We start from the raw sequence: 20,855 nt of genomic DNA on the forward strand, positions 1-20,855 counted from the left end.
GGCGGTAGGGGAGCCTGTCTTGTCAATTTTTGCTTAAGCTGTTTTCTGCGGGCGGGCTGTGAAAACAAACGTATTCCTGTGACTCAAGACCTTCTTCGGTTACGTAAAAGGAACAAATAACCCGTTTGATAAATAAGCCAAATGGAATAAGTTACCACTGTCCAAACAAACAGTCGGTTGACGACCGGGTTGCAGAACAAAATCAAAACGGAGGAGGTAAGATGAAAAAAGCTGTTATTGTCAGCGGGTGCCGTACAGCTGTAGGCGCATTCGGCGGGGTGTTGAAGGATGTTTCGGCGGTTGATCTTGGCGCAACTGTTTTGCAGGAGACGATGAAAAAGGCCGGGCTGCGCCCGGGGCTGGGTGATGATATAGTGAAAACCGCGGTGTCCAGGCTGGACAGCAGCGACCGTACAGAGCTTGAAAAGCGGTATGACCAGTGGGATGGCGGCGCCCCGGAGGTCGCGGTGGACGAGGTTATCATGGGCAACGTTCTACAGTCGGGGCTGGGGCAGAATCCGGCTCGTCAGGCGATGATCAGGGCCGGGATAAACAAGGAGACGCCGGCTTTTTCTCTGAACAAGGTGTGCGGGTCGGGGCTGAAGGCCATAGCTCTTGGGGCCCAGTCTATTATGACCGGACAGTCGGAGGTGGTACTGGCTGGCGGCCAGGAGAACATGAGCCAGGTCCCGATGGCCTTGATGAAGGGGCGGTGGGGGCATCGGATGGAGGTGACCGGTGTCGGCGAAGTGCACGACCTGATGGTGTATGATGGTCTGTATGAAATTTTTTATGGTTACCATATGGGAGTGACAGCAGAAAATATCGCATCACTTTACGACATCAGCCGCAACGACCAGGACCGGCTCGCCTGTCTGAGTCATGAAAGAGCGATTAGGGGAATCAGGGAAGGAGTTTTCCAAGATGAGATCGTTCCGGTCAAGATCTCCACGCGAAAGGGTGAGGTCGTTGTCGATCGAGACGAACGACCCATGGAGACCTCGATGGAGAAACTTGGCAAACTGCGGCCGGTATTCGCCAAAGATGGCACTGTTACCGCCGGTAATGCCTCAGGTATCAATGACGGAGCTGCTGCGGTTTTGCTCATGAGTGAGGAAAAAGCCGAACAGCTCGGGCTGAAACCTTTGCTGACCATTGAGAGTTTTGCTGCAGGCGGACTCGACCCTGCTTACATGGGGCTTGGCCCGGTACCGGCAATCCGCAAGGCCCTTGACCAGGCGAAAATGACCCTTGATGATATCGAGATGATCGAGCTCAACGAAGCGTTTGCAGCGCAGGCCATAGGGTGCATGATTGAACTGGGAATAGATGTCGAGAAACCGAACCGCTATGGCAGTGGAATATCGATGGGCCATCCGGTGGGATGTACCGGAGCCAGACAGATGGTGGCCACCATGAACCAGATGCACCGTAATAATCAAGGCACCGGCCTGATCAGTATGTGTATCGGTGGCGGCATGGGAATGGCGATGGTGGTGAGCAATCGTTCTTGATCCGTATTTGCGGCTGCGCATTTTTTTTTTTGCTCCGGCAGGCGTTGTCCTCCCGGAGCAAAATCGTCAACAAATCGAGATAAGTGCAGCTGTTTTAAACGATCGTGTTGTGGTGGATTTTCACTTATTTAAACGTTGACAAAACTTTTTTTACATGTAACATTGTATTATATATATTCGCACATTTTAGGCGGAACCCGTGGTATATACTTCTATTCAATTGACATCGAACTGTCGGTGAATGTTTAATAAGACCACAATAACAACTCTCAAGATCAAGGTCGGACATGTTCTGTTCGCATTTTGTATTTTCTAACTTTATCACTGTTTACAGCAAAATCCGCAGAGAAATTCGCCTGACAGGTTCGCGGCATGATTGCGGCGTGATGGCCTGGTTGTCGTATCATGAGTTTGCGTATTAAGTACGAGGCGGCTGGTGCGGACGGTGCATCGGCTGCAGCATAATATCTGGAATCAGAAAAAAAACGGAGGGTGGTGACGGCTTGAGCACCATGTTGTCCGGACCAAATATTCCCAACAACAGAGGGAGGAGTCACAGGCAGGAAACATTTGGCAAAGGCTGGTTAACAGCACATATCATCAATTTAGGGAGGCTGCACATGAAGAGAATGGTCTTGTCCGGTTTAACGGTTATAGCAATTTTTTCCTTGCTCGTCGTCACACCGGTTTTCTCACAGGCGAAGTCGATAACGCTAAAGTACGCCAGTTTTTTTCCACCCACCCACATTCAGTCGCAACTCGCTGAGTCATGGTGCAAGGAGGTTGAAAAACAGACTGAAGGACGTGTCAAGGTGCAGTTGTATCCCGGCGGTAGTCTGTTGAAGGCAAAGCAGACCTATGACGGTGTCGTGGATGGTATTGCCGATGTCGGCTTCACAGTGCTCGCCTATACCCGCGGGCGTTTTCCGGTAACCGGGGCGCTGGACCTTCCTTTCGGCTATCCTTCGGGCAGGGTTGCGACCTCCGTTGCAAATGACCTTTACAATGCCCTTCACCCCAAAGAGTTCGATGACACTCACCTCCTTTATCTCCATGCTCATGGACCGGGCTTCATCAATACCCGGGAGAAAGCCATAACCAATCTCGAGGATCTCAAAGGTCTGCGGATCCGTTCCACCGGGATGAGCGCCGAGATGGTCAAGGCGCTCGGGGCAACGCCGGTTGCGATGGGAATGGGCGATGCCTACCAGAGCCTGCAGAAGGGCGTTGTCGACGGCAGTGCCCACCCCATGGAAGCCAATGGCGGCTGGAAACTTGGTGAAGTCACCAGGTATACCGCCGGATGCTACGCCTCTGCCTATACCACGACCTTTATAGTCACCATGAATAAGGACAAGTGGGAATCGCTGGATAAAAAAGACCAGGATATTATTACTGAAATCAACAAGGTCTGGCTGTTGAAACACGGCGATGCGTGGGACAGCAGCGACCTGGGCGGCCTGAAATTTGCCCTTGAGCAGGGAGGCTCCATCAAAGGGATCGATCCGGAGGAGACCAAGCGGTGGCAGGCTGCGGTCAGTCCGGTTATCGACAGCTATGCAGCCGAGCTTGACAAGAAAAACCTCAATGGCGCAAAAGTGGTTGAGATTATAAGAAATTCGCTCAAAGCCCATATGTAAGTCGCCGTCAGTCACGGCAGGAGAGGTAACGGGGAATGGCATCCTGGCGGTGTCATTCCCGTAACATGTCGCGTACAACGGAGATACAATCCGACAATGGAATCGGTTCAGAAAATGTTGGAGTTTGTGTTAGGCAAGCTCAAGATGGTTGGTGCCGTCTTTCTGTTTGGTATGGCACTGTTGACCTGTGCGGATGTTATAGGACGGCTCTTCAAGTATCCTATCTTCGGATCCGTCGAATTGGTCAGTTTCATGGGCGGAATAGCTATTGCCTGTTCACTGCCCTTTACCCACCACGAGCAGGGACATATCGGTGTGGAGCTTTTTATCCGCAAGTTTTCCACCAATATGAAAAACTGGATTGGGCTGTGCACTGAAACCATGAGCCTGGTGCTGTTTGTCCTTGTCGCCTGGCGAATGTTTGTCTACGCCGAAAAGATGATGGAATCCGGCGAGTTGTCGATGAATCTGCAGCTGCCTGAATATATTATTATCTATATCCTTGCCGGGGGGTTTCTGATCTTTGTCCTGACGATAATTAATAGCATGCTCAAAACAATTTTAAAGTTGATAAAATAATGACCCCATCAATAATCGGTATTACCGGAATTGTGATTATGGTCGCGATTTTCATGACCCGCATGCCGGTCGCCTACGTCATGGCCATGGTAGGTTTTGTAGGTTTCTCCATCATGAGTTCGACCAAGGGCGGGTTGAATCTGCTGGCCAAGGATTTTTATGAGGTTTTTTCCTCTTATGGCCTGACGACCATCCCTCTTTTTATTTTAATGGGACAGCTCGCATTTAACGCAGGGATCAGTTCAAAGCTTTATTCTTCTGCTTATAAATTTTTAGGCCATACCAAAGGCGGATTGGCCATTGCCACCGTGTCGGCCTGTACCGCATTTGGCGCCGTTTGCGGGTCGAGTGCGGCAACGGCGGCGACCATGGCCACTGTCGGACTCCCCGAGATGAAAAAGTTCGATTACAAGGATGAGCTGGCAGCGGGATCCGTTGCGTCGGGTGGAGGCCTGGGCATGATCATGCCTCCCAGCGTGGTCCTTATCGTCTACGGCATCCTGACCGAACAGTCCATAGGAAAGCTCTTTATGGCGGGCATCCTGCCAGCTATACTGGTGACGGTGCTCTTCATTCTTACGGTAATTATCTGGTGCGCCCTGTCGCCTGAACAGGGGCCGAGGGGGGAGTCGTTCACCTGGATGGAAAAGTTGAAATCCCTCGGCGGCATGGGTGAGACCATGGCCGTTTTTGCTCTGGTCATGGGAGGACTCTTTTTCGGGCTGTTCACTCCGACGGAAGCCGCGGCAGTCGGGGTTGTGGGAGTCCTGGTGGTTTCTCTTGTCCGCCGGCAGCTGACCTGGGAGCGGTTTGTGGACGCTCTGTACGAGACTCTTAAAACCTCCTGCATGGTCCTGATGTTGATTGCCGGGGCGACCGTTTTCGGCAAATTCCTGGCGGTGACGAGGATTCCCTATGATATAGCCGAATGGATCGGCAGTTTTGACCTGCCTCCGCTGCTCATCCTCGGCATGGTGGTGCTGGTATATTTTGTCGGCGGCTGTTTCATGGACTCACTGGCGCTTGTCATGCTCACGGTGCCGATCTTCTTCCCCTTGGTTTTAAGCCTGGGATACGATCCGATCTGGTTTGGGGTTATAATTGTCATGGTTACCGAAATGGGGGTCATAACACCGCCTGTCGGCATAAACGTATATATCGTTTACGGTGTCGCCGGGGGGCTTCCCGGCGGCGGGATGAGACTGGAGTCGATCTTCAGGGGGATTGCCCCATTTATGCTTGCGGTGCTTGTTGGTATTGTCATTATGGCTGTATTCCCGCAGATAATCCTGTTCCTGCCCAATATGATGTATTGAGAACCGGCCACACCCGGCAGGGCGGCGGAGGGGGCGCGTTGCCGGGCGGGTGGAAGAAAACAGTGCAGACAGACTAACTTTTTGATATTGCTTGATTATATTGTGTGGCGTCGGCTGTTAAGACAATTGACACTGGTTTGATTGGCGAGTATACTACCCCGTTTACAATCCTGTCCACCCCGGCGGGAACCGGTTTGTCATGATCGAATTACAATAAAGAGAACAGAGTTGAAAAAAAGTAAAAATTTAACCCTCAAAGTTTATCACAAGATAATCGAGCTTATGCTCAATTATGAAATAGTGCCCGGCCAGCGCCTGGTTTTCGTGGATCTGGCCAAACAGCTCAATGTCAGCAGAACCCCAGTCAACAACGCTCTCGCGATCCTCGCCCAGGAAGGATATCTTGATTTTGTACCCAACCAGGGGTATTCGGTGCACAAGATGACCAAGAAGGAGGCGGAGGATCTTTTTGAGATACGGGAAGTCCTTGAGGTGGGGTTTATCGGCCAGGCGATACGAAAAATGACCGATAAAGGACTTGAAAAACTCAAGCAGAAAAAAATTGCCTACGAGAATATCTCGGCAACCCATGTAACCCGCAAACTGTTCGTACTGGATACCGAATTCCATGTGGCTATAATCGATATGGCCGACAATGAGGCGCTCAGCAAACGTTACCGCGATCTGTGCCAGAAAATATTTCTGCGTTTTCGCACCGAAGACCTGCGGATGGATCGGATTATCGAGATAAAGAGCGAACATGAAAATATTTTTGAAGCAATCCAGATGCGCGATGTGGATCTGACCAAAGAAAGACTCCGGATGCACCACATGGTTGCAAGAAAATCTCTCTTCCCAATAATCTTTCCCGGGTAAAACAAATTCCGACAAGGTTGTTGCTCCATCGCAGATGACCTGATGCCGGAAAACCTGCGCCGCTCTCTCCATCGGCTGCATGAACCATGCGCCGGGTTTTCTATGGTGTATCAATTCCTGTTGTATGAAACTTGGTGTTGATATATTGTATGTAATTATCCTTGTCGGTTTATTAATGATTTTATACTCTCCCTGGAGATAACGCGGACTAGTTGCCGGTCCGTGGTTACAATAAATGGGTAAGTATCCGTTTGCTGATCCCTATCTGGTATACCAGAAACTCAAGCTGCTCTTTCGTGCTGCAGGGGGACTCGGTTATCGATTGGTCCGGGCCGATAGTGATTTTTTTGCCGAAAGCGAGTCCGGTAACCGAATCGTTGCGATTTATGCGAAGGTAGAGGGATCGGTTGAACGGACTACGGTGACGGGTGAATTCATTGCAGCGGATAAAGTCGTCACCGTCGACGCCGATCTTATCGATGCGGCAGGTGCAGCCCTGGGGCATATGCAGCATTCGGGTTCTCAGATGGTGTTTACCGTTGTGAATTTCACAGGTAAGCTTCCACGGTTTGTTGCCGAAAAACGTCTGTGGTCTGGCGCCGAGCAGTACCGGTCTGTCGTGCAGCATCGACGCGTCGACCAGGTAAAGGCTGGCGTTGAAAAGGGCGATGACCGTCCCATGGTTGGATGGTTCGTTGTCTGAGATGAGCATTGTGGCAAGCCCGCGTTTAACGGAAAAACCAAGGGTGTCGAGCAACCTGAACAGCGCTTCGTTTCCGGCCCAGCAGAGTCCTCCGGTCCCATGGGAAAGCCAGTTTTTAAAAAATTCCTCAGGGTTGGCGCCGGGTAGCGGGGAGGGATCGTCGTTGGCGAGATGGATCAACTTGTGGATGTTGTCAAAGGGAATATGGTTGCACCAGGAAGAGTACAGCGCTGTCAGACCGGCCAGGGTGGCCGGAGGAGGGTGGCTGAAGCCGAGGCGGGCCAGGATATGTTTTGTCAGTTGCTGGCTGAGTTTGCTGTTCATAGCGTTTGTGGCATCGTTTGCCCTCCATAAACCGGAAGGTAATATAAAAAGGGAATACAGTCTGTTGTCGCCATGCAGTTACAGGTATGTACTCGTTGTTGAAATGCAACTGCTGCACAACAGTCATTTGCACACTCCGGGGGAAGGGTAAAGTCTTTACCCCACGGAAGAATCCGGTACTACCATGATGCAAAAAGGCGAAAATAAAACGATCGTTGGAATAGTATCGGCGTGTGGCGGCGGAGACTGGCCGCCTCTGCTCGCTGTTGCAGCCGGCCTGCAGCAAAGGGGGCATGGTGTTGCCATGATATGCGAGCGTTCACTGGTTGCAACTGTACGACGGGCCGGGCTGGCTGCTCTCTGCTTACCCGATGAGCTGGAGCTGGGAAAAATTTTCAACCCAGCGATCAGACGGCTCTGGCAAAATCACCGTCAACTCGACCGGAATTGCCCTAATCCTTTCACCCAGTGGGCTGAGCTGGTAAAGCCGGTGGTGGCCGAAAGAGTGCGGCGCTTATCCCCTTGCTGTTTTTTGTCTTCGCTGTTTGGCGCCGGACTGGCGAGGGTGCTGGCCGCCGAGTTCGCCGTGCCCTGGTGTCTGGTGAACCCTGGATTTTACTTCGGTTTTCGCACCACCGAAGAGGGCAGCGACGATTTTTCACCGCTTGGATATCGAATGTACCGGTATTGGCTGAGCCCTGTCGTGCTCCATAGTGATCTGGCCCTGCATGCCACCGACCGCCTGTTCGATGGCAACAAAAGGGATCTGCCCCCCGGCAATATCTATTGCGGTCCTCTCTTCTGGGAAGCGTCAGGGGCGGTGCCGCAAGCTTTTTTCGAACCCGGCCATCCCTGGGTACTCGTTTCACTGAGTATGGCAGCCCAGGAAAATGATGAGCAAATTGTCAAGGCTGCGGTAAGCGCACTGGTGAAAATGGAGCTGAGGGTCCTGGTCACCGTGGGGCGTCGCCACGACCGGCGCATGCTAAAGGCGGTCCCTGAAAACGTGCTGGTATGCGGCTATATACCCCATTCCCTCGTTATGCCAGAGTGCCGCCTGGTGATAAGCCATGGCGGACACGGTACGGTTATGAAAGCGATACGATACCGGACACCGCTTCTGCTTGTGCCGTGGGGGCGGGACCAGCCGGGAGTGTCGCGTCGGGCTAGGGCCATGGGGGTGGCGGGACTGGTTGCCAGGACAGAATGTAATGAAAGCAGCCTGGCCGCAGCTATTGCAACGATTTTAGATGACGGGGAAATCAGAAAAAAATTATTGCAACACAGCGTCCGGTTTGGTGGAGAAGACTCGCTTGACGCAGCCTGTCGGGCAGTGCAGGACATGTTGGGGTAAAAAGCCGCCGGTAATTTACCGCTGGTCCGGTTGATGGGGTTCTGGTAAGTATTATCGGGGAGCAGGAAGGAAAAAACACCTGGAAGATCAACGTTAAGGAGATACGGATGGGGCGATTCAAGGTATCGAATATAGAACGGGAAATGGAAGTCTACGGCTATGATTCCGTGGTGAAGAGTCATTGCCGCATGTGTCACGGTGGCTGCGGGGTTCTCGTCTACACCAAAAACGGTAAGGCGGTCAAGATTGCCGGTGACCCTGATTGTCCGATAAATCACGGCACGTTGTGTTCCAAGGGGCTTGCCTCGTTGCAGCTGGCCTATCATCCCGACCGCCTCAAGTATCCGGTCCGCCGGGTTGGGGCCAAGGGGAGCAACCGCTGGGAGCGGATTTCCTGGGACGAGGCTCTTGACACCATTGGTGGGAAGATCAATGCCTACAAGGCGGAGTTCGGCGCGGAATCGATTGCCATGGGGTACGGTACCGGCAGGGAAAACGAAAGTGTCATATACCGGTTTGCCAACCTTCTCGGAACTCCCAACGTATTGACCGCCGGTCATTTTTGTTACGGTCCCCGGCTGGCGACGAGTATTATTACCTGCGGGTCTAACCCGATTGTCGATTATGAAAACCATCCCAAATGCATCATGGTATGGGGCAATAACGTGGTTATCAGCAACCCCGACGAGTATAAGGGAGAGTCGTTTTCAGTAAGCCTTGATCGCGGCGCCAAGCTGATTGTGGTGGACCCGCGGATGACGCGGATGGCTTCCCGTGCCGACGTGTGGCTGCAGCTGAGACCGGGAACCGATACGGCCCTGGCGCTGGGAATGGCGAATGTCATAGTCGAGGAAGGGTTGTACGACAAAGAGTTCATTGCCAACCATGTTCACGGCTGGGAGCCGTTTGTTGCGAGGGTGAAACAGTATTCCACCGACCGGGTGGCGGAGATAACAGGTGTTCCGGCCGGAAAAATCAGGGAAGCCGCCCGGCTCTATGCGACGACGAAGCCTGCGGGAATCCAGTGGGGGGTAGCTATTGAGCAGCAGATCAACTGTGCCGACAACGACCGCGCGCTGATGACGCTTATGGGGATAACCGGCAATATAGACGTTCCCGGCGGCCAGGTGCTTTTCAAAACTCCCAATATACGCAAGGTGAGCAGCTTCGGCGCTCATAAGCGGCTGTCGCCTGAACAGGCGGCCAAAAGACTGGGCGGAGAACGTTTCAGGCTTGCCGACAAGTTTTCCATCCTCAATCCCAAGTGTGTCTGGGATGCGATAAACACGGAAAAACCGTACCCGGTGAAGATGATTTTCATGATCAGTTCCAACCCGGTGTTGAGCCGGGCCAACGGCGAAGAGGTCAGAAGAGCCCTGAGCAAGCTTGACTTTTTCACCGTCTGTGATTTCTTTATCACCCCGACGGCAGAGTATGCCGACATTGTTCTCCCCTCGGCGACCTGGCTGGAGATGGATTATATCGGCGATTACTGGAAACGGCACGGGTACATCCTGCCAAGGAGGAAAGTCATCCAGGTGGGTGAGTGTCTTCCGGATCACGAAATACTCAACGCCCTGGCCAAAAAAGTGGGCCAGGAAGAGGACTGGTGGGATACTTTTGAAGGCGGCCTGGACTACATTCTCGAACCGATGGGGATAACTTTTCAGGACTTCAAGAAGATGGATTATATTCGCGGCGAGGTGGCCTACCGTAAATATCTGGACAAGGGATTTTCCACCCCCACCGGGAAGTTTGAGCTCTATTCGACCCTGCTTGAAAAGTGGGGGTACGACCCGCTGCCGCAATTCAAGGAGCCACCGGAAAGCCCAGTGAGCACGCCGGAGCGAGCAGGCAGATATCCCTATACCCTGATTACCGGGCGAAGAATCCCCGGTTTTTTTCATACCGAAAACCGTCAGCTTCCCTGGATGCGGGAGCTGCACCGGGACCCGGTGGTGGAAATTCATCCTGAAACCGCAGCAAAAGAAGGGATCAGTGAGGGACAGTGGGTGGTTGTCGAGTCGCCGAGAGGAAAGATCAGGCAGCGGGCAAAATTGTTCAGCGGCCTGGCTCCCGATGTCGTCTCGGCCGAACATGGCTGGTGGTTTCCCGAGGAGCAGGGGCCCGGGTACGGATGGAACAAATCAAACGTCAATGTGTTGATTGACAACTCTTTTGAAAACTGCGATCCGGCAATGGGGGCAACCCATATCCGTTCACTATTATGTAAAATCTATCCCGAGACGGAGAACGAGTAATGAAACCGTATGAACTGGTGATCGATCATGAAGCCTGCTGGGGCTGCAGAACCTGCGAGGTAGCCTGTAAGCAGGAGTTCAGTACAGCTCCTGGTGTTCAGCTTCTTTATGTGACGGAGCTGTCCGGGCCCGATGAAAGCGGCAGGGAACAATTTTCTTTTCGGGTCAATGTCTGCAGGCATTGCGATGATCCCCCCTGCGTTGACAGCTGTCCCGAGTCCGCAATCAGTCAAAGAGATGACGGGATAGTTGTGCTGGACGAGGAAGCCTGCAGCGGCTGCCGCAGCTGTATCGACAGCTGCCCGTACGGGGCGATCGCCTTCGACGAGCAGGATGGGGTGGCCAGAAAGTGCAATCTCTGCCACAAGAGGGTGGACAACGGTCTTGTTCCGGCCTGTGCCGACAATGTGTGTCTGGCACACTGTATCTACTTCGGCGATCGAGAAAGTGTGGAAAACCAGAGAAACAGTAGAGTGGGGCGAAAATAACGGCGTTTCGGCCCCACTCTTTTGCGCCTTATGGGCGGCTCTCAGCCGCTCATGAGGTTGGGGAGAAAGAGGGAGAGCTGGGGAATGGAGATAAGAAGAATCAGCTCAATCACATCCGCCACCAGAAACGGAAGGACACCCTTGAAAATTGTCTGCATCGGGGTTCCGGTAATGCCGTGGAGGACAAAGACGTTTAATCCCACCGGCGGGGTGATAAGCCCCATCTCGGTCACCCTGACGACGATGATCCCGAACCAGATCGGATCGAAGTTGAGTTCAAGGATCAGCGGATAAAAGACCGGAACCGTCAGCAGGACGATCGCCAGCGAATCCATCAGGCAGCCGAGTATCAACACCACCACGACAATACAGGCGAGAATTACATAGCGGTTGACCGGCAGGGCGGCGACCATGCTAGCAAACTCGAACGGCAGCCGGGTAATGGCGAAAAAATAGCCGAGAATCATGGCTCCGGCCACGATGAGAAAAAGCATCCCGGTGGTAGACGCGGTGGAGGTGAGGCTGTTCGCGATATTCTCCCACTTCATGCTGCCCCGTAAAACGGCAAAACAGAAAGCACAGAAAGCTCCTATGCCGGCGGCTTCGGTTGGGGTGAAAATTCCCATGTAGAGACCACCGATGACCAGGGTAAAGAGAACAAGCACCTCCCAGGTTTTGGTAAAGGCTTTCAGTTTTTCCCTGGTGTTGGCACGGGGGCCAGGGGGCCCCATATGGGGATTTTTCCTGGTCAGCAGCCAGATGGTTATAATGTAGAAAAGGGCTTCCAGTATTCCCGGGATCACTCCGGCCATAAAGAGCTTGCCGATTGATTGTTCGGTGAGAATGCCGTAGATGATGAGGATCACGCTTGGCGGGATCAGGATGCCGATGCAGCCTCCTGCGGCGATTGAGCCGGTGGCAAGGCCGAGGTCGTAGCGGTATTTTTTCATCTCAGGCATTGCTACCCGGCCAAGAGTCGCGGCGGTGGCAAGGCTCGATCCGCTGATGGCGGCAAAGCAGGCACAGGCTGCGACCGTCGCCATGGCGAGGCCGCCCCTGAGGCCGCCGAAAATCTTATGCACCGCCCTGTACAGGTCTTCGCTCATGCCGGCCTCAAAGGCAAAGGCGCCCATCAGGATAAACAGGGGGATAACACTCATGCCCTCGTTGGCAAAGGTGGTGTAGGGGACGGTTCTGAGTAGACCAAGAGCCGGATCCCATCCGGCGATGTAGCCAAACCCCAGAAAGCCGACCAGCCCCATGGCCAGACCGATGTGCATCCGTGACAGGAGCAGTACGAGCACAAAGAGCATCCCTATGAAACCAACGGCTATCGGACTCATGATCTGTCCTCTTTTGTAAATTTTTCAAGCAGCTGCACAACCAGAACAATACAGAATACCGACATGCCTATCGCCACTGCGGCTACAAAGGGAAATGCCGGAATTTTGAGAACGGCTGATGTGAGATTGGATCGGTAGGTCTCGCCGATATAGGCGATATTTTCCCAGCTTATGACTGCGACGAATAGTATCGACAGACATGTTACAATCACCCCGAGAAGCCGGCGCACCGGCCTGGGGAGACGATCCACCACCAGGTCCACCGCCACGTGGGATTTCTGCAGTGCGCAATAAGCGATGCTGAACGGCACGATAACGGCCATCATGTATTCGACCAGTTCAAGACCGCCGGGAATCGGGGCATTGAAAAAATACCTGCCGACCACATCGGCGGCCATGAGAAACATCATTGCCGCAAGAGTTGCACAGGCGGAGCAGACCAGGATTTTTATGCCGAACCGCACGATTTTATGTGCCAGAGCGGATACATTGTGCATGGGTTGGTCTCCCGAGTCAGTAGGAACGCTATTGTTGTTGGCCAAGTTCTATGGTGGTGTTGAGTATTTCCCTGGCGTTGGCAACACCTTTTTTCTCCATGTCGGCCACCCAGCTTTCCCACACAGGTTTGCCGCCGAGGTCTATCCATTTCTGACGCTCCTCGGCTGTCAGTTCGATTATGTTGTCGCCCTTGCCGATGGATTTCACCTTTTCAATACCTGTCTGCCTCATATCGTCGAAAAAATGTCGGCCCCAGAATTTCGAGCCCTCCACGCCGCCAACAGACATGATGGCCTGCTGGATGTCTTCGGGCAGGCTGTCCCATTTGCGTTTGTTCATGATGATTGAGAAATAAACCGCCGGAAACGGCACCTCGGTGTAATAATCGACGACTTCATAGAACCGCCAGACATGAATTGCCTCCCACGGCGCGCCCATACCGTCGATGACCCCTTTTTGTAAAGAGATATAGTTGTCCGGCATCGGAATGAGCATGGGAATGCCGCCAAGAGCTTTCATCATGTCGGTGGGGCCGCCGCCGGTCATGCGTATCTTCATGCCCTTGAGATCATCAAGATTTTTCACCGGTTTTTCCCTGGTGATCAGGGTGTATGGCGGGCTGGTGTAAAAAAGCAGGACCTTGACGTCCTTGAATTCATCCTGAATGGCGGGATATTTCTCATAGAGCTTCCACAACACTTCACTACCCTTCTCGGCGCTTTTAAAAGACATGGCGGGTAGGCTGATAACGTCGGTTACCGGAGTCATCCCGGGCCAGTATCCGTGGAACGCCCAGCCGATGTCGGTGATTCCCATCTTGACGGCGTTCCACATGTCTTTGCCTTTTGCCAGGGTCTGGCCGTAGTAGGGCTGGATTTTGACTTTTCCGCCGGTGGCTTCTTCCACCTGCTTGAGCCATGGAGAAACGCAGTTCTTGCTGCTCAGTCCTGATTCCGGGTTCTGGTGGGCGAATCTGAGGGTGATCTGCTTGGTGTAGCCGTCGCCAAGCAGAAAGAGCGTCAGGGCCAGTGCAATGAGCGGGGTTACTGTGAATTTTTTCATTTTGAACCTCCTTGAAAACGGCTTTTAATTGATTCTGGTCTCCAGCTGTAACTTCGCCGGGGCGACCAACTTATACCTCAAAATAATTGGGATACCTCAACAGCATGTTCAAGAAAACATTCAATAATGCATGTAATGTAGCAGGGCGGGGATCAGCCCCGATTATCAGTTGTCTCGTTGTGTTGCCCTCCTGTCAGGCCGTTTTTTCTGTTCTCATGTCATCTCCCTGGTTATCATGCTGTCACCTGTCACTTTGGGCAAAAGCTGATGATCACCGGGAAGCGGGAGATGTCATCCGTGGTCGTTGAGTCTTTTGCTGATACGCTCCGCTGTATCGCACAGAACCGGGGTTACCGAGGCAAAAAAATCATCGGTCAGCCGTGAAGACGGTCCGGCAATGATAATAGCTGCGGTCGGCGGCGTATCGGGATTGAATATGGGAACGGCCATGGCATGAATATCATGGTAGCGCTCTCCCCGGTCGTAAGCGATTCCCTCTTTTTTGACTGTTTCAAGTACTTTCAGGTATTCTTTCTTGGAGACGATGGTGTTGTCGTTGAATTTCTTGAAATCGCGCTTCAGGCACGACTCCAGGAACCTGGCGTCGCTGTATGCGAGGATTACCTTCGCCCCTGCTGCGACGTTGAGCGGCACCAGCTCGCCCTGCTGGAAATTGAAGCGGAGATGACTGGGGCCTTCGACGTGTGCTGCCAGTATCACATCTATTCCCGATACCATCTCCAGCGCAATGCTTTCACCCGTTTTGGCAGCCAGCTCGACAAGAAAAGGCCGGGCTATGGTGAGGAGCGTGGTGTTTCTTGACCGGGTGGAGATATATCCCAGTCTGTAGGCGGAGCTGCCAAGCTGGTATTTTTTTGTTACCGGATTCTGCTGCAGAAAATCGGCGGTGACGAGACTTTTAATAAGGCGGCTGGTGGTTGACTTATGCATTCCCAGCTTCTGGCTGATTTCCGTGGTTCCCAGCTCGGTCGTTTCAGGCGTAAAGGTGAGAAGAATAGCCAGCGCTTTTTCAACGGAGGAACCTGTGGTAACCGGTTGTTTGTTCATTGTACTGTGCCGTTGTGCCAGATGACTGAAAATCCCTAAAGCGGGCACCGCTGCCCGCCGGTCTGGTTGTAAAACTTTAATGTTCCGTATGTTGAAACAAATAGATTAGAACCGATTTTGTGTCAAGAAAAAAAGTCTATGAATGTTTTGCAGTTTTCATAAGGTATTGAAACTGCATATAATATTACTTTTACAATTCATAATGTTATCTTTTTATATTACATGTAAAATGTCTTGACATGCATAACTGTTGGTGTATTGTTAAGAATTAAATGGTTATTGTTGCGATATATGGAACAAACCGGGTTTTTCGGATGCCAAGGGAGTCCTGGAAACCTGCAGCCCCTTGTGATGCATGGTGAAAGGTGTGCAACCGGGGAGCGGGCATCTGCTGATTAGCCTGACATATTAAAAGAGGACGTAGAGGCATGATGACGACAGTGGTCTACCAGAAGCTCAATTCAGGGAGGTTATACAATGGGTGAGCGTGTTTTTACCAATTGCACCAATGCGGGACCGGTCAGTGTTTACGTAAAGGACGGCAAGGTGACGCGGATGCGGCCGCTGGTCGCCGAAGAGGGAGATTTCAAGCCCTGGACGATTGAAGCAGGTGGGAAGAAATATTCTCCCCCGAAGAAATTTGCGGTGGCGCCGTATGTGCATGCCGACAGACGGCGGCTCTATTCTGACGAACGCATCAGGTATCCCATGAAAAGGGTAGACTTCGATCCGAACGGGGAGCGTAACCCGCAGAACCGCGGTAAGTCGCCGTACCAGAGAATCAGCTGGGACGAGGCGCTTGACATTGTTTCCTCTGAAATCAAGAGGGTTACCGAGAAGTACGGATCATCGGCCATAACCGGGCTCACTTCATCTCATCATAACTGGGGGATTGTCGGTTACAAGATGGGGCCGTTTGCGCGCTTTATGAACATGCTCGGATATACGCCGGTGCTCGACAATCCCGACAGCTGGGAAGGGTGGCACTGGGGAGCGACCCATAGCTACGGTTTTTACTGGCGGCTTGGTATGCCCGAACCCTATGATATGCTGGAAGATGCCCTGCAGAACGCGGAGATGATCGTGCTCTGGTCAAACGATCCCGATACCACCAGGGGGACCTACACCGGCCAGGATTCTGCACTCTGGCGGCAATGGCTGAAAGAGAAAGGGGTCGAAATGGTATTTATCGATCCGTTCCACAATTTTACCGCCGCGGTGATGGAAGGAAAGTGGATTGCCCCGAGAATGGGTACCGATACCGCCATGGCCATGGCCATAGCCTATGTATGGATCACCGAGGACCTTTATGACAAGGAATATGTCAAGGACAGGACCATCGGATTTGAGGAGTTCAAACCCTATGTGCTCGGCGAAACCGACGGGTTGCCGAAAACCCCGGAATGGGCCGAGCAGGAATCGGGGGTGAAGGCCAGGGTGATTCGGGCCCTGGCCCGCGAATGGGCCGCCAAGCGGACGGTGCTTTCCGGCGGTGCGCGAGGTGGAGAGGGCGGTGCCTGTCGAACCGCGTTCGGTACCGAGTGGGCGCGGATGATGGTACTGCTCCAGGCTATGCAGGGGCTCGGAAAGCCGGGACGATCGATCTGGGGTACCACTATGGGGGCGCCGTCGGACACCAAAACCTGGTTTCCGGCGTACGCCGATCCCCAAGGGCGGGTTGCGACTTCCTCGGTTGCTAACCATCTGCCGGTAAACCAGACCAAACAGCGCCTATGGCGGCTGACGCTGCCCGATGCAGTCCTCAACCCTCCGGTCAGCTGGTATGGGGAGGGATTCTGTGGCCAGTCACTGGAGCAGCAGTTCACCCATTTCGAATACCCGATGGAAGGGTATTCGGAGGTTAAATTGTTCTATCGTTACGGCGGCTCGTTCATGGGCACCATGAGCGACACCTCGAAATGGGTCAGGATGTATCAGAGCCCCAAGCTCGAGTTCGTCGTCAACCAGGATATATGGTACAATAGCGAGACCCGCATGGCCGATATCATCCTGCCGGCGTGTTCCAATTTTGAGCGTGACGATGTGGGGGAATGGGGCGCGTGCGGTGGATACACCTGTCATGCCAGCAGCGGCTGTAACTTCAGAATCGTCGTCCGTCAGCAGAAATGCATCGAGCCGTTATGGGAATCCAAGTCGGATTACGAGATCTTCACCCTGCTGGCCGAACGTCTCGGCAGAAAGGAGGAGTTCACCGACGGCAAGACCGAGATGGACTGGATCAGGGCTTTTTTCGATGCATCGGATCTGGGCGAACATATCAGCTGGGAAGAGTTTGACCAAAAGGGGTATTGCATCATCAATATCGATGACGATTACAAGTCGACGCCTTCGCTGCGGTGGTTTGCCGAAGGACGGGAATGCGACACCCCGGATCCGAACAATCCCAAGCGCGGCACGATCAAGGCCAAGGAGCTGGGAACCTACAGCGGCAAGATTGAGTTCGCCTCGGAAAGCCTGAAGTCGAAATTTCCCGATGATGAGGAGCGGCCGGTGGTGCCGCGCTATATCGAAAGCTGGGAGGGCCATCACAGCGAGTTGTATAAGAGATATTCGCTGCAGCTTTTGTCGCCCCATCCCAGGTTCACCTTTCACTGCCATTACGACAAACATACCGACTGGCTCGACGATATCCCGACCCACAGGATCAAGAAAGACGGGTATGCCTGGTGGCCGGCAAGGCTCAATCCGGCGGATGCCGCAGCAAGAAACATCCAGACGGGCGATATCGTCAGGCTCTACAACGATCGTGGTTCGGTCCTCTGCGCAGCCGTTGTCACCCAGCGGGTCCGCGTCGGCGTCATTCACAGCTACGCTTCCTCCGCCAAGTACGATCCGCTGATTCCCGGCGACGCCGATTCTCCGGACAAGGGCGGCTGTGTCAACATTCTTACACCTTCCCGGATGGTTTCCAGGAATGCTCCGGGCATGACACCCAATTCATGTCTTATCGAAATTGAAAAGTGGGAGGGCTGATACCATGGCTAGATTTTCCATCCTTGTAGATGTCGCTAAATGCAACGGTTGTTACAACTGTTTTCTTTCCTGCCGTGATGAGTATTACGGCAACGATTATCCCTCCTATTCAGCAGCGCAGCCCCTGAACGGCCAGTTCTGGATGCAGTTGGTGGAGATTGAAAGGGGGGTATATCCCAAACCCAAATTGAGCTATATCCCCAAGCCGTGCATGCACTGCGAAAATGCTCCCTGTATCGATGCGGCAAAAGACGGGGCGGTTTACCGAAGGGACGACGGCATCGTTATGATCGATCCGGAGAAGTCCAAAGGACAGAAGGAGATCGTCAACGCCTGTCCCTACCGGGTGATCTACTGGAATGAAGAACAAGAGATTGCGCAAAAATGCACCATGTGCGCGCACCGTCTTGACGAGGGCGAAAAGATGCCGAGGTGCGTTGAGTCGTGTCCCACCGGAGCGCTTCTGTTCGGTGATCTTGACGATCCGGAGAGTGAAGTTGCAAAGCTTGCCGCAAGGCTGAATTTTGAAGATCTGAAGCCTGAGTTCAACACCGGCTCGCTGGTGAAATACGCAGGTGTTCCCAAGCGGTTTGTGGCCGGAGAGGTGGTCTACAGGGACAACCAGGGCGAATGTGCCGCCGGAGTCAGGGTGAGCCTGTCCGGAGGCGGCCTCAATCTGGAGACCAAAACCGACGTTTTCGGCGACTTCGAGTTCGAGGGGCTTGACAGGAACCGGACGTACAAGGTCCTGGTCCGTGCGGATCGATACCAACAGTGCGAGATCGAGTTCAACACGCCAAAGGATGTCAACCTAGGAGAGATACTTCTCGATCCGCAAAAATAATCTATGAGGCAGGAGCCTGTCGGCAGCGAACCGGCGGGCTCTCGTTACTTTGCTACAGGCAACCAGGAGAAAGAGCAAATGATCAGCGTGAAAGATGCTGAAGGAACTCCGTATGATGCGGCGAAACACTCAGGAGTGTACGGCTTGCAGAAGATAACAGAGGCGCAGTCCAAGAGGACCACCGTCTGCTACTCCTATTTCCAGCCCGATGGTGGTGCGGAGATGTGTCCTTCGCCCAAAGAGCGGGTGTATTACGTCGTCAAGGGGTCTGTCACCGTATCCGGCAAGGACGAAAAACACGTGCTCAACGAAGGAGACTGCGTCTACATAGCGCCCGGAGAGGAGCGGGATATGGTGATTAATAACGGCAAGCCGGCTGAAGTGCTGGTATTGATTGTGAGTGTTTGAACTGTCCTGTTTGACATGTAAAATAGTATGATAGGAGCGGGTTATGAAAGATATATTCAAGCTTGATGGGAAAATAGCCATTGTCACCGGTGGTGCCGGCGGGATCGGCGAGGCGCTGGCGCTCGGTCTGGCGTATCACGGGGCGACGGTGGTTGTCTCCAGCAGAAATGAGCAGACGATCGGGGCGGTGGCAAAGAAGATAACGGAAAAAACAGGTAATGAGGCTGTCGCCATAGCAAGCGATGTTACCGACGAAGCGAGCGTGAAGCAACTTGTTGACAGCGTCGTTAACAGGTACGGCAAAATCGATATCCTGGTCAACGCCATGGGGATGAACATAAAACATGATGCGTTCGACTATCCGATGGAAGACTGGGACAAGCTTTTCAACGTCAATGTCAAAGGAACCATGGTCGCCTGCAAGGCGGTGGGCAAGGTCATGCGCGAGCAGGGCGGCGGAGCGATCGTCAACCTCTCTTCGGTGCGCGGAATCCGTGGCTACACGGGCGGGAACACAGGATATTGCGCCACCAAGGGAGCCGTTGAGCTGATCACCAGGGCGCTTGCTCTTGAGTGGGCACCGAGCAGGATCCGTGTCAACGCCCTTGGCCCGGCTCTCGTCATCACCCCCGGTACCAGACATATTGCTGAAAATCCGGAGCTTGCGGCGAAATATGCCGCCGCGGTGCCCATGGGCAGGATCGGTATGCCTGAGGATATGGTGGGTGCGGTGGTTTACCTTTGTTCCGAAGCCGCCAGCTTTGTCTCCGGCCAGACCATTTATGTCGATGGCGGTCTGACCGCGGCGTAACGGAAATGTTCAATGACGAGGAACAAACGTCACATTTAATGAGGAACAGACAATGACGACAGCCCAGATTTTAAACAAGGCCCGGGATGAGAAGAGAACGGTCCTCACTGAGATTGAGGCCAAACAGATCCTGGGTAAAGCAGGTATCAACTGTACCCCCACCGTGCTTGCCGACACTAAAGAACAGGCTATTGCCATCAGTGAGCAGATCGGATACCCGGTGGTGCTGAAGGTGTCATCGGTCGATATCACGCATAAGAGCGATGCCGGCGGGGTAAAAGTCAACCTGAAAAACGGGGAGGCGGTTGCCAGGGCATACGACGAAATCATCTCTTCATGCCGGAACTATGCGCCTGAGGCGAATATCGAAGGGGTCGCCGTTCAGAAAATGGCCAGGCCGGGTACGGAGATAATCATGGGAATGATCAAGGATCCGAGCTTTGGTCCGGTGGTGATGTTCGGTCTTGGCGGGGTCCTGGTCGAAGTGCTCAAAGACGTCTCATTCAGGATTGTCCCGATCGAAAAAGCCGACGCAGAGGATATGACCCGTGAAATACAGGGCCGAAAACTTCTTGAAGGGTATCGGGGCCAGGAGCCGGCCGACGTGCCCTGTCTCCAGGATATGCTGGTAAAGCTGTCAGACTTTGTCGACCGCACCCCCGGCATTGAAGAGATAGATATGAACCCGGTGTTCGCCTACAGTGACGGCGCCGTTGTCGTGGATGCCCGGATAATTCTCTCGTAAAAGAGGGCAAATTTTTCAAAGACAACC

General features: G+C 53.3%; 18 protein-coding genes. 13 read left to right on the forward strand and 5 right to left on the reverse strand.

What is annotated here, in order from left to right; translation table 11 throughout:
* The first annotated feature begins 221 nt into the window (after positions 1–221).
* The 5 genes from BLQ17_RS00050 to BLQ17_RS00070 all read left to right on the forward strand — a co-directional run bounded on the left by BLQ17_RS00050 (position 222) and on the right by BLQ17_RS00070 (position 5,925).
* Positions 222–1,514 carry a thiolase family protein gene (locus BLQ17_RS00050; protein ID WP_092218562.1) on the forward strand — a complete coding sequence of 431 codons (1,293 nt, stop codon included), beginning with the start codon at positions 222–224 and terminating at the stop codon, positions 1,512–1,514.
* Between the two features lie 620 nt (positions 1,515–2,134).
* Entirely contained in the window at positions 2,135–3,154 is a 1,020-nt protein-coding gene (locus BLQ17_RS00055) for a TRAP transporter substrate-binding protein (protein WP_092218563.1), read from the forward strand.
* A 96-nt stretch (positions 3,155–3,250) separates the two neighbouring features.
* A complete protein-coding gene (locus tag BLQ17_RS00060; RefSeq protein ID WP_092218564.1) occupies positions 3,251–3,733 on the forward strand; it encodes a TRAP transporter small permease in 483 nt (160 codons plus the stop codon).
* Positions 3,733–5,049: a TRAP transporter large permease gene (locus BLQ17_RS00065; protein ID WP_092218565.1), complete on the forward strand. Its 1,317-nt coding sequence runs from the start codon at positions 3,733–3,735 to the stop codon at positions 5,047–5,049. The genes BLQ17_RS00060 and BLQ17_RS00065 overlap by 1 nt, the downstream gene beginning before the upstream one ends.
* 228 nt (positions 5,050–5,277) lie before the next feature.
* Positions 5,278–5,925, forward strand: coding sequence for a GntR family transcriptional regulator (locus tag BLQ17_RS00070; protein ID WP_092218566.1), 648 nt, complete (start codon positions 5,278–5,280; stop codon positions 5,923–5,925).
* 226 nt (positions 5,926–6,151) lie between these two features.
* Here BLQ17_RS00070 and BLQ17_RS00075 read toward each other — a convergent pair whose 3' ends face one another.
* Positions 6,152–6,952 carry an arylamine N-acetyltransferase gene (locus BLQ17_RS00075; protein WP_092218567.1) on the reverse strand — a complete coding sequence of 267 codons (801 nt, stop codon included), beginning with the start codon at positions 6,950–6,952 and terminating at the stop codon, positions 6,152–6,154.
* A gap of 184 nt (positions 6,953–7,136) precedes the next feature.
* Here BLQ17_RS00075 and BLQ17_RS00080 point away from each other — a divergent pair, with 184 nt between their 5' ends.
* The 3 genes from BLQ17_RS00080 to BLQ17_RS00090 all read left to right on the forward strand — a co-directional run bounded on the left by BLQ17_RS00080 (position 7,137) and on the right by BLQ17_RS00090 (position 11,055).
* Positions 7,137–8,306, forward strand: a complete 1,170-nt coding sequence (locus tag BLQ17_RS00080; RefSeq protein WP_092218568.1) for a glycosyltransferase — start codon at positions 7,137–7,139, stop codon at positions 8,304–8,306.
* Positions 8,307–8,413: 107 nt separating this feature from the next.
* Positions 8,414–10,567 carry a molybdopterin-containing oxidoreductase family protein gene (locus BLQ17_RS00085; protein ID WP_092218569.1) on the forward strand — a complete coding sequence of 718 codons (2,154 nt, stop codon included), beginning with the start codon at positions 8,414–8,416 and terminating at the stop codon, positions 10,565–10,567.
* Positions 10,567–11,055, forward strand: a complete 489-nt coding sequence (locus BLQ17_RS00090; RefSeq protein ID WP_092218570.1) for a 4Fe-4S dicluster domain-containing protein — start codon at positions 10,567–10,569, stop codon at positions 11,053–11,055. Before BLQ17_RS00085 ends, BLQ17_RS00090 begins: the two co-directional genes overlap by 1 nt.
* 41 nt (positions 11,056–11,096) lie before the next feature.
* Here the strand turns inward: BLQ17_RS00090 and BLQ17_RS00095 are convergent, their stop codons facing one another.
* The 4 genes from BLQ17_RS00095 to BLQ17_RS00110 form a co-directional block, all read right to left on the reverse strand.
* Complete coding sequence (locus BLQ17_RS00095) at positions 11,097–12,398, reverse strand: TRAP transporter large permease (protein WP_092218571.1); 1,302 nt, start codon at positions 12,396–12,398, stop codon at positions 11,097–11,099.
* Entirely contained in the window at positions 12,395–12,895 is a 501-nt protein-coding gene (locus tag BLQ17_RS00100; RefSeq protein ID WP_092218572.1) for a TRAP transporter small permease, read from the reverse strand. Before BLQ17_RS00100 ends, BLQ17_RS00095 begins: the two co-directional genes overlap by 4 nt.
* A 28-nt stretch (positions 12,896–12,923) precedes the next feature.
* The gene (locus BLQ17_RS00105) at positions 12,924–13,958 is read right to left on the reverse strand and encodes a TRAP transporter substrate-binding protein (RefSeq protein ID WP_092218573.1); all 1,035 of its coding nucleotides are present in this window, start codon (positions 13,956–13,958) and stop codon (positions 12,924–12,926) included.
* Between the two features lie 291 nt (positions 13,959–14,249).
* Positions 14,250–15,026 (reverse strand): IclR family transcriptional regulator, encoded by a 777-nt coding sequence (locus BLQ17_RS00110; protein WP_092218574.1) that lies wholly within the window; start codon positions 15,024–15,026, stop codon positions 14,250–14,252.
* A gap of 477 nt (positions 15,027–15,503) precedes the next feature.
* Between BLQ17_RS00110 and BLQ17_RS00115 the strand changes: the two genes are divergently transcribed.
* The 5 genes from BLQ17_RS00115 (at position 15,504) to BLQ17_RS00135 (ending at position 20,828) form a co-directional block, all read left to right on the forward strand.
* Positions 15,504–18,020, forward strand: coding sequence for a molybdopterin-dependent oxidoreductase (locus BLQ17_RS00115; protein WP_092218575.1), 2,517 nt, complete (start codon positions 15,504–15,506; stop codon positions 18,018–18,020).
* 4 nt (positions 18,021–18,024) lie between these two features.
* Positions 18,025–18,864, forward strand: a complete 840-nt coding sequence (locus BLQ17_RS00120) for a 4Fe-4S dicluster domain-containing protein (protein ID WP_092218576.1) — start codon at positions 18,025–18,027, stop codon at positions 18,862–18,864.
* Positions 18,865–18,942: 78 nt separating this feature from the next.
* Complete coding sequence (locus BLQ17_RS00125; protein WP_176761006.1) at positions 18,943–19,272, forward strand: cupin domain-containing protein; 330 nt, start codon at positions 18,943–18,945, stop codon at positions 19,270–19,272.
* A 43-nt stretch (positions 19,273–19,315) separates the two neighbouring features.
* The gene (locus BLQ17_RS00130) at positions 19,316–20,083 is read left to right on the forward strand and encodes an SDR family NAD(P)-dependent oxidoreductase (protein ID WP_092218578.1); all 768 of its coding nucleotides are present in this window, start codon (positions 19,316–19,318) and stop codon (positions 20,081–20,083) included.
* A 52-nt stretch (positions 20,084–20,135) separates the two neighbouring features.
* Positions 20,136–20,828: an acetate--CoA ligase family protein gene (locus tag BLQ17_RS00135; protein WP_092218579.1), complete on the forward strand. Its 693-nt coding sequence runs from the start codon at positions 20,136–20,138 to the stop codon at positions 20,826–20,828.
* Positions 20,829–20,855 lie beyond the last annotated feature (27 nt).

It is taken from the genome of Desulforhopalus singaporensis (assembly GCF_900104445.1).
GTDB classification, from domain to species: domain Bacteria; phylum Desulfobacterota; class Desulfobulbia; order Desulfobulbales; family Desulfocapsaceae; genus Desulforhopalus_A; species Desulforhopalus_A singaporensis.